We start from the raw sequence: 13,267 nt of genomic DNA, 5'->3' as shown, positions 1-13,267 counted from the left end.
TCTTTCAATATAAGCTTATTATATTATAACACTATTATAATTAATCAATACAAAATGATTACAACAGTGTTAGAATAATTATGTGTTTTATTATTTTATTTTAAGAAAGAAGGAAGTTCCATGAATAATTGGAGAAAATTATTCACTTCAATTGCATCAGCACTATTATTAATAACTTTGTTGATATGTTTTAGCAATAACAATGTTAATGCAAAAGCAAAAGAATACCAAAATCCCAAGCGATATTATCAAATTGCTGACAAACAAATTAAGCCAGTTGGTAAAGTTGGCTATACAGTAAAAGTCGGCTATGAAGGTATTAAAACAGTTAAAATCATGCGTAGACTAGGTATCAATATGGGACCAATTGGAACTGGTCATTATGAATACAACTATGCAACTAAAAATGCTGTTATGAATTTTCAAAAGAAGCATCATTTAAAGATTACTGGTGATGTAGATGTTAATACATGGGTTAAATTAGGTTTCCCAAGATGGCAATTTTACAGTATCGATAGATATGTAGCTCCACTAGGTGCAAAAATCACCCAAGGTAGACAAGCACATATCAATGCGGCTATTAAGCAAGCATACAAATACTTAGGTAAACCATATATTTATGGTGCATCTTCAAGCCCTAATTATGGAAATGATTGTTCAGGATTAGTTGTCCAAGCATTATATGCTGGTGGTATTAATCCTAAGCCAGTTAGTGCAATTCAACATGCCCATCCAGGTAACGAATGGAATTCACGCAAATTATGGGCAAGTAAAAAATTTAAATTTGTTCCATTTGGTCAACGTAAACGTGGTGACTTAATTTTCTATTATGAACCCGGTACCAAAACAATTTGGCATGTAGCATTATATCTAGGAAATGATCGTATTATTGAAAGTTGGCCTCCAAGAGTTCAAGTATCAAGCGTTTATGCTAGATCCGTACATACTGGATATGTAGCACGCCCATGGGACGAAAAATAATATTTTTAAGATATAGCTAACTGCTATATCTTTTTTACAAAGAAGGAAAAATTATGAAAAAAATAATAAATATATCATTATCAATATTAACTGTATTAATCGCTTTATTATTTATACAAAATACAAAGAACATTAATATTCATGCTAGTGTTCCACCTACAACTTATAATAAAAATGAACTAAAAGCGTTGGGTTTTAGTAAATCAAATCATTTTCCCAAAGCATTTTATGGAAAATGGTATAATGCTTCGAAAGAATCTAATTATGGTACTAAAGAAAAATCACCTATAAGTATTAATAAAGTAACAATTAAAAAGAATATCTTGAATGATGGTGGATTAATTTATAACTTAAAAACCAATAAACAACATAAAAATCATTTTCCAATAATGATTGGCAAAAAACTAATAAAAATTCATGATTCATTTAAAAATAATAATAAAGCCATCTGGGCTTTACCAATATATAAAGACAATAATCTATGGTATATGCCAATTAAAAATAAAAAAATTGGTATGAGTGTGGTTGTACCTAATTCCAAAAAAAGTGGATTACCTAATCATGTATCTATTACTACTTGGTATTATAAATCAATGAAACAAGCTAAAAAGAATTATCAATTAGATAACTAATAAAATAATAAATACCTTTTTATTTGAAACCATAAGACGACAAACTTAAAATTGAAAATGTAAGAGGTCTTTATTTATGGATATTAATCATAATATTTTTAAATTATTTAGTTTCTTTTTAAGCATTATTGTAATTACTATTTGTGGTTATGGAATAAATAATGTTGATGCTCACGCAAATATTCCAGCAACCTATTATAATAAAAAGCAATTAAAAGAATTAGGCTTTAACCATGAAAACAAAATTCCAAAAAGATTTTGGGGTAATTGGTACAATGCCGAAAAAGATTATCATGGAGCAGCTAATCCAAAACATGTTCCATTCATTATTTTAAAATCCGTGATGAATAATCACATGATCAAAAGAATTACCTTAGGTGATGTCTATAACACTAACCATCCTTTAAATTATTTAAAATTAAATCATAAAACTAATGATTATAATTTTGGCTTAAGGATCAATAAAAAGATGGTTAATGCGAAAGTTTTAGTGGGGCATAAATATCAAAACATAAAAGTCTTGCCCGTATATGAAGGTCGAGAATATGGTTTATGGTATTTGTCAGTTAAGCATAATCATCTAAGCTTAAGTGATGCTGTGCCTAATAAAAACACAAAACATCATTTAACATTACCCAATAAAACTACTATGACTACTTGGTATTATCGTCATGTGAATACTGCAAAGAAGCATTACCGAGTATATTAAAAAATAAGCTAGTGAATTGATAAATTCACTAGCTTATTTTTGTTTAATTATTCTCTTGTAGTTTCATCGTTAGAATCTGATGATTCATCATCTTTTTCATCATTTGCTTCTTGCGCTTCGTTAGAAACTTTAGCAACTGTTGAAACTCTTGAATCTTCATCAATCTTAATTAAATGAACACCTAATGTAGCACGACCAGTTTGTGAAACATCTGCTACATTGAATCTGATCATAACACCCTTATCGGTAACTAACATAATATCTTCATCACCAGTAACAGTCGTTAAACCAGCTAATGGACCATTCTTTTCAGTTACGTTAACGGTCTTGATACCTTTTCCACCACGACCTTTAATTTGATACTCAGAAGCAGGTGTTTGTTTTCCATAACCTTTTTCTGAAATAACAAAGACATTGTCATCTGGATTTAAGACATCAGCACCAACAACATAATCGTTGTCTCTTAAACGAATTCCACGAACCCCGGTAGCAGAACGTCCCATTGAACGAACATCGGAAACTTTAAAGCTAACACAGTAACCTAAATGAGTCCCAATAATAATGTTTTGGTCTTCATTTACAGTGGAGACACGCATTAATTCATCCTTATCTTTTAGATGAATTGCTTTTAGACCATTACTACGGATATTCTTGAATTCATCTACAGAAGTACGTTTTACAGTACCTTGAAGAGTAGTGAAGAATAAGTCTTTATCATCATAATTTTCATTTTCACTAATGGTAATAACTGCTTGGACTTTTTCAGCATTTTCAATTCCTAACAAGTTGATAATAGGAAGACCTTTAGCAGAACGACCATATTCTGGGATTTCATACCCTTTCATACGGTAAACCTTACCTTGGTTAGTGAAGAATAATAATGTGTGGTGAGTAGTTGTTGAAACTAAATGTTCAATGAAGTCATCATCATGGACACCCATTCCTTGCACTCCACGACCACCACGATTTTGGCTCTTGAATTCTGAAGTAGCAGTACGCTTAATGTATCCATTATGAGTTAGAGTAATCATAATGTCTTCTTCAGCAATAAGATCCTCGTCTTCGATGCTTAATACTTCGCCGACACGTAATTCAGTCTTACGATCATCACCGAATTTATGTTGAATTTCCATTAATTCTTCATAAATAATTTCGTTGATTTTTTCACGACTGGCAAGGATTTCTTTGTAGTGGTTAATACTCTTTAATAATTCATCATGTTCACTAGCAATCTTGTCACGTTCTAGTCCAGTTAAACGAACTAAACGCATATCCAAGATAGCTTGTGATTGCTTATCTGATAAATCAAATTCATCCATCAATTGCTTTTTAGCAACGGCTGAAGTTTGTGATTCACGGATAATTGTAATCACGCGATCGATATTATCTAAAGCGGTAATTAAACCAGCTAAAATGTGGGCACGATTTTCGGCTTTTCTTAATTCGTATTCAGTACGACGTTTAATAACACTAACTTGATGTTCTAGATAGTATTGAAGAATTTCTTTTAAGCTCAAAATTCTTGGGGTCCCATCCACAATTGCTAACATGTTAAAACTAAAGCTAGTTTGCATTAAAGTCATTTTGTATAAGTTATTTAATACAACTTGAGCTGAAGCATCACGTTTAACATCGATTACGATACGCATACCTTCACGATCAGATTCATCATTAACATCTGAAATTCCATCAATTCTTTTATCACGAACTAAGTCAGCAATTCTTTCAATTAGTTTTGCTTTATTAGTCATATATGGAATTTCAGTTGCGATAATGCGTTGTTTTCCGTTTTTATTTTCTTCGATATCAGTTTTAGCACGTAAAATAATGCTACCCTTACCAGTTTCGTAAGCTTTTCTGATACCAGATTTACCTAGGACCACTCCCCCAGTAGGAAAGTCAGGGCCAGGTAATGCTTCCATTAAATCAGCAGTAGTTGCATCTGGGTTTTCCATTAAAATATGCAATGCTGAAATAACTTCGCTTAAGTTATGTGGTGGAATGTTAGTAGCCATCCCAACCGCAATTCCTGAAGCACCATTAACTAATAAGTTAGGAAATCTTGAAGGTAGTACTTCTGGTTCACGTTCACTACCATCAAAGTTATCTTGAAAATCAACAGTATCTTTGTTGATATCGCGTAACATTTCCATCCCCATTTTACTTAATTTAGCTTCAGTATAACGCATAGCGGCAGCTCCATCACCATCGACAGAACCAAAGTTACCATGTCCATTAACTAATGGATAACGATAACTAAATTCTTGTGCCATACGTACCATTGATCCATAAACAGCACTATCACCATGGGGATGATACTTACCTAAAGTATCACCAACCACTCTGGCTGACTTACGGAAAGGTTTTTCTGGAGTCAAACCTAGTTCACGCATATCATATAAAATTCTTCTATGAACTGGTTTCATACCATCTCTAACATCAGGTAAGGCACGTGCAACGATAACACTCATTGCATAGTCTAAAAATGATGTTTTCATTTTTTCAGATAAGTCCACATTCTCAATGCGATGACTTGATAAATCTTCATTATTGGCCAATGTATTTGCCTCCATTCATGGTCGTTATAACATAATGTTTCATGTGAAACATTTTAACTAAACATCCAAGTTTTCAACGAATGTTGCGTTTTCTTCAATGAATTTACGACGTGGTTCTACTTTGTTACCCATCAACATATTGAAAACTCCAGCTGCGTTTTCAGCATCTTTAGTTTCAACTCTTTGTAAGCGACGGTTTTCTGGATTCATAGTAGTATCCCATAATTGTTCAGCATCCATTTCACCAAGACCTTTATAACGAGAAATGCTTGGTTTAGGTGATGCTGGCAATTCGGCTTTCCATCTATCTAATTCTTCATCGTTAGCAACATATCTAATCATCTTACCTTGTTGTAAACGATACAAAGGTGGTTGAGCAATATATACATATCCGGCATCAAGTAATGGACGCATGTAGTTATAAACTAATGTTAATAGCAATGCTTGAATATGGGCACCATCGACATCAGCATCGGTCATGATAATTAACTTATGATAATGCACATTATTAATATCAAAATCTTTACCAAAACCGGTTCCCATTGCAGTAAACATTGATCTGATTTCTTCATTAGCTAAAATCTTATCCATTGATGCTTTTTGCACATTTAAAATTTTACCTCTAATTGGCAAAATAGCTTGGGTTAAACGAGAACGACCTTGCTTGGCAGATCCACCAGCAGAGTCCCCTTCGACAATAAACAATTCTGAAATAGCTGGATCTTTACTAGTATTATTAGCTAACTTACCAGGAAGACTACTAATTTCTAGACCAGATTTCTTTCTAGTTACTTCACGGGCACGCTTTGCAGCAGCACGAACTCTAGATGCTAAAGAACCCTTATCAACAATTTGTTTACCTAGTTTAGGATTTTCCATTAAGAATTTAGAGAAACGTTCTGAGAAAATATGGTCAGTAGCCGTTCTAGCGTCAGAATTACCTAACTTGGTCTTAGTTTGTCCTTCAAATTGTGGATCAGGATGCTTAACACTAACCACTGCCGTTAAGCCTTCACGAACGTCCGGACCAGTTAAGTTATCATCTTTTTCTTTTAGTAAATTATTCTTTCTTGCATAATCATTAACTGCACGAGTTAAAGCACGCTTGAAACCTTCTTCATGGGTTCCACCTTCAATAGTATGAATATTGTTAGTGAAAGTTCTAAGTTCACTGTGATAGTCATCAGTGTATTGCAAAGCAACTTCAACTGAAATACCATTTTCCTTACCTTCGACATAAATAGGTTCTGGGAAAATTGGTTCTTTATCCTTATCGATGAATTCAACATAATGTTTGATTCCACCTTCATATAGGAAATCTTCTTCAGTTGGTTCTGCTGGACGATTATCACGAAGTGAAATTTTTAGACCCTTATTTAAGAAGGCTAGTTCACGAATACGTGCAGTCAAAGTCTTAACATTATAAGTAGTTGTTTCTGTAAAAATATCTGGATCTGGTGTGAAATGAACTTTAGTTCCGTGATTATCAGGATCATCATTACCAATAAATTTCATTGGTGTTTTAACATGCCCTCTAGAAAAGTCCATATAGTATTTCTTACCATCACGGGTAACTGTTACATCTAGTTCAGTGGATAAGGCGTTTACTACTGAGGCACCAACCCCATGTAAACCACCAGACACTTTGTATCCACCACCACCGAATTTACCTCCGGCATGTAAGATAGTGAAAACAGTTTCCAATGCGGGTTTTCCAGTTTTCTTTTGAATATCAACTGGAATTCCACGACCATCATCAACAACGGTAATACTATTGTCTTTTTCAATAGTTACGTGAATTGAATCTGCAAAACCTGCTAATGCTTCATCAATTCCATTATCAATAATTTCCCAAACTAAATGGTGTAGTCCTTGCACACTAGTTGATCCTATGTACATTCCTGGACGTTTACGAACGGCTTCTAGGCCTTCTAGAACTTGAATTTGACTGGCATCATATTCGTCAGTCTTTCTTCTTTGTTCTGCTTTTTCCTTATCAGTCAACTTTATTCCTCCTAAAAAGAAATCACTTTTCTTCTGAGACGGTTCCACTTTCAATATTAAAAATCTTAGGATCTGAAATTAATTCGCGAGCAATTCCACTTAAACTAGTGGTTGTTAAGAAGGTTTGAACTTTATCTTGAATCGACTTTAATAGGTGCGTTTGTCGACTATCATCCAATTCAGATAACACATCATCCAATAATAAGATTGGATATTCATGCGTTTCTTCCTTCATCAAATCAATTTCAGCTAACTTAACTGAAAGGGCTGAAGTTCTTTGTTGTCCTTGCGAACCAAAAGTAGAAACGTCTTTTTTATTGATGATAAATTGTAAATCATCACGATGTGGGCCATATAAACTATTGCCTTGTCTAATCTCTTTATCACGATTATCAGTATATAAACTAAGTAATCCATTATAAATGCTATCAACATCACTTAATTGCTTTTTCTTTAAAGCACAAGCATATTTAAACTGTAATTTTTCTTTATCTTGTGAAATTTCAGCATGAATATCTGCTGCCCAGCCTTCTAATTTTTTCAATAAATCGATACGTTGAAAAATAATCTTAGAACCATAAGCAGCTAGTTGATCAGACAAAACTTCCAAATATAACTGATCACTAGCTTCTTTCATCTGTAACTTTTTCAGATAGTTATTACGTTGTTTTAATATTTTTCTATATTGAGCATTGTCATAAAGATATTGATTACTCATCTGACCAAATTCCATATCCATAAAACGACGACGAACACTTGGCGAACCCTTAACAATTGATAAATCTTCTGGGGCAAACAAAATCACATTTAATTCACCTACATAAGATGAAAGTTTGGCTTGCTCCAAATGATTGACCTTAGCTCGCTTGCCTTTTTTACCTAAATCAATTTCTAACTTAGTATCGCCCAATCGTTTAGCAACATTGCCATAAATTTGTGCAGCTTCTGATTGCCATTCAATCAAATCACGATTGTTGTTAGTACGATGACTACGCGTTAAAGCTAAAACATAAATAGCTTCTAACATATTAGTTTTGCCTTGAGCATTATTACCAAGTAAAACATTGATTCCAGGCGAGAATTGCATATTAACGTCGTCATAATTACGAAAATGGTGTAACTCTATTTCTTTTAATTTCATAGATTTAGCCTACTTTTTACGGATAAAAAATAATCCTACATCCATTACCTCAACATTATCGCCATCATATAGCTTTTTACCACGGCGGTTTTCAGGTTCATCATTCAACATAACTTGATGATCCTTCAAATACCATTTTGCTTGTCCGCCAGAAGAAACAACGTCTTCTTCTTTTAATAATTGGCCTAATGTAATATATTCAGTACTGATGAAAACACTCTTCTTCAAAACTTCACCCACCTTTTCTTACTTCTCTTATTATACCCTTTTATAGGGTAAAAGTATAGATAATAGGCCGTTATTAGCTCATATAAGCATTTTAACTCGTATTAGATAAAACATACTATTTTGCAATAAAAACGCTCAAAAAGCTTTTATTTTAAAATTGGCAATAAAAAATGCTTACCAATAGGATTGATAAGCATCATTATTTTATAAATATTTAAGTTCTTTAGGGGTATGGGTAAATGGTTCACATCCATTTTCAGTGACATGAACACAATCTTCAATTCGAACTCCTGCAAATCCAGGTACATAAATACCAGGTTCAATTGAGAAACACATCCCTGGTTTCAATTCCATCTTATTGCCTTCCATAATAGATGGGAATTCATGTTCTGACATCCCCATACCATGGCCAAGACGGTGAATGAAGTATTTACCATAACCAGCTTTGTCGATAATATCACGGGCAACTTTATCAACTGATTCGGCTGTCACACCAGGTTTAACATAATCCATGGCTGTTAATTGAGCATCTAAACAAACATTGTAAATATCTTTTTGTTTATCAGACAATTTACCAACAGCAACTGTTCTTGATGAATCTGAAATATAACCTTGATGTACAGTTCCTAAATCAAATAATACCATTTCATTATTCTTGATTAAATTACTGCCAGTTGCACCGTGAGGTTCAGCAGCGTGAGCACCAGCTTGAACTAAAGTGTCAAAGCTCATTTCCATAACACCCTTAAGTTTTAGTGCATATTCTAATTCGGCCATTACTGCTGATTCTGGTTTACCAGCTTTAACGGCTTCAAAACCTTTTTGAAATGCGTAGTCAGCTTCACGACCAGCTGCATCTAATTTTTCGATTTCATCGGGTGATTTAATCAAACGCATGCTGTTCATGAAATCAGTAACATCAGTGGTAAATGATACATCTAGAACTGCTTGTAATTCATTTAAACGACTGATTGTTAAATTAGTCATTTCTAAGCCAGCCTTTTTAGGGTTAGCATTACGTTCTTTAACATGTTCAGCAATCATTTGCCAAGGATTTTCATGATCTAAGTATCCATATACGTCATATGGAAAACCAGTATCCTTAATTGCTTCTACTTCCAAAGCAGGTGCAAACATAAATGGTGCTTTATCTGGAAAGACAACCAGTGCAAGCACTCTTTCTACCGGGGCACTAAAGAATCCAGTCAAATATTGAATGGTCTTAGGATCACTCAAATATGTAAAATCTAATCCTTGTTTATCAGTCCAATTTTGAACTTGTTCTAACTTAGTCATTAAAATCCCCTCCTATATAAAATATTCTAGTTCATTTAATAAGTAATTAAAACACCATTATTAAAAAATGATGAGATTTCATTAAAGAATTAAAATTATTTGTTAGCAGGTTTTCTGTACATACTGTAAACAATAATCGCAGCAATTCTTAATCCAAAAGACAAGAAACTAAATAATGCTAATAATGGAGCATTAAAGAGTTGAATATTTTCTCCTTGAATGTGATGATCTGAAATATATACAATCTTATTAATGACTTCAGGCAATTCCAAATAAAAATAAATTATACCAATTAAACTAAAGATACTGGATATAATCATCAAGATTGTTCCAGCCTTAGGCATGTAAGTTTTCTTATTTAAAATAATAATTGATATGATAATTACAGCAATATCTAATCCACCAAAAAAATAATCTAACATGCTAACAATGGGAATACATAGAATAATAGCAAGAATATAATTAGCTTTAATTAATCCAGATCCGTCATTTCCTTCATTCATAATTTCACTTCCTTTAACATTTGTTAAGGATAGTATAACAAATATAGGAATAAATATTATATGGAGATTTTTTATCAAAGGTTTAGTTAATTCCATTAGCAAGTTAAAATTGTCACTAATAACAACATTTTTCGTTTATGTTACTATTTATTTAGTTGTATTTGAGGAGATATTTTTATGAATACTAAAAGAAATATAATTATCGAGATATTTATAGATATATTAGATGCCATATTTGAATTAGGCTGTATGATTTTAGATTTATTTTAATATAATATTTTATACTCCAGGAGCTAAAATATGAACAAAAGAATTTTTGGTAACAATAAATCAAAGAAACTATTAGCACTTATTTCGCCTCCAATTATTATTGCAATTATATTATTTTCATTATGGTTTAATATGAAAAATAACGAAAATGATTCAATATTCAATCAATTTAATGCATCAGTACAAAGTAAAGATAAATTAAAAAGTATATGCAAAGATAAGAATCTATATAATTATATTATTAAGCATAAAGATGAAGAGTTGCATAATGTAACAGATAATCAAGGAGGCGGAAATGTCTCATACTATGTTGGTAAATTAGGATCAAAAAGAGTGGACATTTTTGGAAAAATAGGTAAAAACAAAGAGACGTTAACAAATATAAAAAGCTACTGATAAATTTATCAGTAGCTTTTTACTATATATTAGAGATGATATTAAGAATTCAGTTTTTATTTATTTTGATCAGCAAAAGCTTTAGCAGTCTTTGCAAGTTGTTCAGGAACATCTTGCATTCCCATGTTCACTTGAATTAATACTAATTTATCTTTCTCTTCTTTAGCCTTAGACATTGCATCAAATAATTCATTTTCAGTTGATGCTTCAATAAAATCATATTCATCATCTTTAGCACCAAATGCTTTAGGCATTAGTCCATAATTTAACTTAGGAACATCATTATAATGTTCATTCATACCATGAATAACTCTTTCAACTGTATATCCACTATTATCAATAACAAACATTACAGGATTCAATTTTTCACGGAAAGCAAGACCTAATTCTTGAATTGTTAATTGTAACGAACCTTCACCTGTAGATAAAACAACTCTACGGTCTTTATTAGCTATTTGATTACCTAAAGCTGCAGGAAATGCATATCCAATGGAACCCCAAAGTGGTTGACCAAAGAATTTGGCGCCTTCTGGTAATCTTTGACTAGCTAAACCGAAGAATGATGTACCTTGTTCAGCAACTATTGTATTATTATCAGATGTAAATTGACGAACCGCATTATCGTAAAAGCTTTGTGTCAATTTATTATCGGAGGGTTTAACTTCTGATTTATCATTTTCATCGTTTATTTCAGGTAATGATAAGTCCAATTTGGCATTTGATAAATAACTCATAATAGTTTTAAAATCATAATCTTTATCAACACTTTTACCATAAATATTAGCATTTTCATAATTAAGAACAATCGTGTTTTGTTCATTAAACTGTTGAGTAAATCCTCCAGTAACAGAGTCAGTTAATTTAGCACCAATAAGGATAACTGTATCTGCATGTTCAACGTATTTGTTAACATTTTCATCTGAAATTTGACCATTATAAGTACCTACAAAGTTAGCAAAGCTTTCATCGATATTTCCTTTACCAAGTCCTAAATCTAAAATTGGTATATTATTATTAGATGAGAAAGCCTTAATATCATCAAAAACATTAAAACGATCTACTTCGTGTCCCATAATAATAACAGGTTTTTCACTATTATTAATTGATGATTTAATTTGATTAAAAGCTTTGTCTGAATTAATTTCTTTGTTAATAAATAAACTAGGAATATCATTCTTTAATGATTGATTAACTTCCATTTCAACTAAATTAGTTGGTAAAATAATGTAAGCTGGTTTTTTAGTTTCATAAATATATTTAGCAACATCATTAATTTGATCAATGGCGTGTTCACTATTTAATTTAACAGCTTTAATACCTAATTGACGGTGAGCCTTTTCAAACCTATCGAATTTATGGTCACCAAAAGTATGGTGTACTAATGAACCATTATTTTGTACATTATTTGTAGGAGCTCCTACAATTTCTAGTACTGGAACGTGTTCAGCGATACTTCCAGATAGACCATTAATTGCACTTAATTCCCCTACTCCAAAAGTAGTAACAAAAGTGGCAAATCCTTTTTCTCTAGCATACCCATCAGCCATGTATGAAGCATTTAATTCATTAGCATTACCTGTCCAATTTAAATCTGAGCGATGTGTAATATGATCTAAAAATTGTAGATTATAATCACCAGGTACTCCAAAAATATCATTAGCACCCATATACTTAACTACATCTAGTAAATAATCTGATAATTTATAATTATTTAACAATTTAATTCTTCCTTTCAAAAATATGTCAACGCTGTTGACCTATATGATTTTTTAATTATAAATCCAGAAAAATAAAATGTCAACACGGTTGACCTAATAAGGAGAAATTTATATCAACAATAAAGAAAAACTTTCAACTATATTCTTCGCATATCAACAATTTTCGTCTATGATAGATCTAAAAAAATATAATTTGAATAAAACACAGCATAGAATAATATACTCAGTTTCAGAACTAAATATTGCTAGCATTGGAAATATTTTAAAATTACTTAATATATCAAAACAGGCTTTAAACGTGAATGTTAGAAATTTAATGAAGCAAGAGTTGATAACTGAAATCAGTTCTAAAAAAGATAAAAGAATCAAAACATTAAAACTGACTAAAAAGGGAAATGCTTTAAATAATAAAATTAATGAAGAACAAACAAAAAGGATTGAGTCATTATTCAATAAAGTAAATAATGATTGGGAAAAAGCAATGATTGAATTATCCAATGAATATATAAATGGATTAAATAAAAATTAGTAAAAAATATTATTTAAATCTTTTAATATATAAATAACACCAAACAGCTACCTTGAAGTAATTGTTTGGTGTTATTTTCTATACGATGCATTAAATGTAATTAATATCCTATTTTCTGTTTATCAAAAAATAAACTATAAAATAAATAATAAATAAAATTAAACAAAATAATAGCCATATAGCCAATGAAGCAATTTTAATTTGAAATGTATTATTTAATCCACTCCCATCAGAAGTTCTAAACCATAAAAACAAAGAACCAATAATAAATAATATTCCCAAAATATATCCCATAATTTTCA

The 13,267-nt window shown here is 31.5% G+C and carries 12 protein-coding genes and 1 pseudogene; 5 read left to right on the top strand and 8 right to left on the bottom strand.

The features are described from left to right. Positions 1–213: 213 nt before the first annotated feature. The 3 genes and pseudogenes from C7N41_RS03605 to C7N41_RS03595 all read left to right on the top strand — a co-directional run. A pseudogene (locus C7N41_RS03605) lies at positions 214–981 on the top strand (C40 family peptidase); the annotation flags it as partial. Between the two features lie 53 nt (positions 982–1,034). Continuing rightward, positions 1,035–1,613 (top strand): hypothetical protein, encoded by a 579-nt coding sequence (locus C7N41_RS03600; RefSeq protein ID WP_105964365.1) that lies wholly within the window; start codon positions 1,035–1,037, stop codon positions 1,611–1,613. Positions 1,614–1,689: 76 nt separating this feature from the next. Further along, on the top strand, positions 1,690–2,322 hold the full coding sequence (locus tag C7N41_RS03595; protein WP_105964364.1) for a hypothetical protein: 633 nt from the start codon (positions 1,690–1,692) through the stop codon (positions 2,320–2,322). 47 nt (positions 2,323–2,369) lie between these two features. On the opposite strand, the gene gyrA is transcribed toward C7N41_RS03595, so the two are convergent. The 6 genes from gyrA to C7N41_RS03565 all read right to left on the bottom strand — a co-directional run bounded on the left by gyrA (position 2,370) and on the right by C7N41_RS03565 (position 10,052). Next, positions 2,370–4,895 carry a DNA gyrase subunit A gene (gene gyrA, locus C7N41_RS03590; protein WP_105964363.1) on the bottom strand — a complete coding sequence of 842 codons (2,526 nt, stop codon included), beginning with the start codon at positions 4,893–4,895 and terminating at the stop codon, positions 2,370–2,372. Between the two features lie 42 nt (positions 4,896–4,937). Beyond that, a complete protein-coding gene (gene gyrB, locus C7N41_RS03585) occupies positions 4,938–6,884 on the bottom strand; it encodes a DNA topoisomerase (ATP-hydrolyzing) subunit B (RefSeq protein ID WP_105964362.1) in 1,947 nt (648 codons plus the stop codon). Between the two features lie 22 nt (positions 6,885–6,906). Next, the gene (recF, locus tag C7N41_RS03580) at positions 6,907–8,025 is read right to left on the bottom strand and encodes a DNA replication/repair protein RecF (RefSeq protein ID WP_105964361.1); all 1,119 of its coding nucleotides are present in this window, start codon (positions 8,023–8,025) and stop codon (positions 6,907–6,909) included. A gap of 9 nt (positions 8,026–8,034) precedes the next feature. Next, positions 8,035–8,253 carry a S4 domain-containing protein YaaA gene (gene yaaA / locus C7N41_RS03575; protein WP_165807716.1) on the bottom strand — a complete coding sequence of 73 codons (219 nt, stop codon included), beginning with the start codon at positions 8,251–8,253 and terminating at the stop codon, positions 8,035–8,037. 204 nt (positions 8,254–8,457) lie between these two features. Next, positions 8,458–9,549: a M24 family metallopeptidase gene (locus C7N41_RS03570; protein ID WP_105964359.1), complete on the bottom strand. Its 1,092-nt coding sequence runs from the start codon at positions 9,547–9,549 to the stop codon at positions 8,458–8,460. Positions 9,550–9,644: 95 nt separating this feature from the next. Continuing rightward, entirely contained in the window at positions 9,645–10,052 is a 408-nt protein-coding gene (locus C7N41_RS03565) for a hypothetical protein (protein WP_105964358.1), read from the bottom strand. A 300-nt stretch (positions 10,053–10,352) separates the two neighbouring features. Between C7N41_RS03565 and C7N41_RS03560 the strand changes: the two genes are divergently transcribed. Next, positions 10,353–10,718: a hypothetical protein gene (locus C7N41_RS03560; RefSeq protein ID WP_105964357.1), complete on the top strand. Its 366-nt coding sequence runs from the start codon at positions 10,353–10,355 to the stop codon at positions 10,716–10,718. 56 nt (positions 10,719–10,774) lie between these two features. Here the strand turns inward: C7N41_RS03560 and C7N41_RS03555 are convergent, their stop codons facing one another. Beyond that, positions 10,775–12,436 carry an alpha-keto acid decarboxylase family protein gene (locus tag C7N41_RS03555; protein ID WP_225362855.1) on the bottom strand — a complete coding sequence of 554 codons (1,662 nt, stop codon included), beginning with the start codon at positions 12,434–12,436 and terminating at the stop codon, positions 10,775–10,777. A 193-nt stretch (positions 12,437–12,629) separates the two neighbouring features. On the opposite strand from C7N41_RS03555, the gene C7N41_RS03550 reads away from it, so the two are divergent. Next, a complete protein-coding gene (locus C7N41_RS03550; RefSeq protein WP_105964356.1) occupies positions 12,630–12,965 on the top strand; it encodes a MarR family transcriptional regulator in 336 nt (111 codons plus the stop codon). A 108-nt stretch (positions 12,966–13,073) separates the two neighbouring features. On the opposite strand, the gene C7N41_RS07955 is transcribed toward C7N41_RS03550, so the two are convergent. After that, a complete protein-coding gene (locus tag C7N41_RS07955) occupies positions 13,074–13,259 on the bottom strand; it encodes a DUF3923 family protein (protein WP_225362865.1) in 186 nt (61 codons plus the stop codon). Positions 13,260–13,267 lie beyond the last annotated feature (8 nt).

This window comes from Apilactobacillus micheneri (genome assembly GCF_002993975.1).
Taxonomy (GTDB): domain Bacteria; phylum Bacillota; class Bacilli; order Lactobacillales; family Lactobacillaceae; genus Apilactobacillus; species Apilactobacillus micheneri.
The sequence above is the reverse complement of the archived record's forward strand: the minus strand, read 5'-3'. Positions and strand labels throughout refer to the sequence as shown.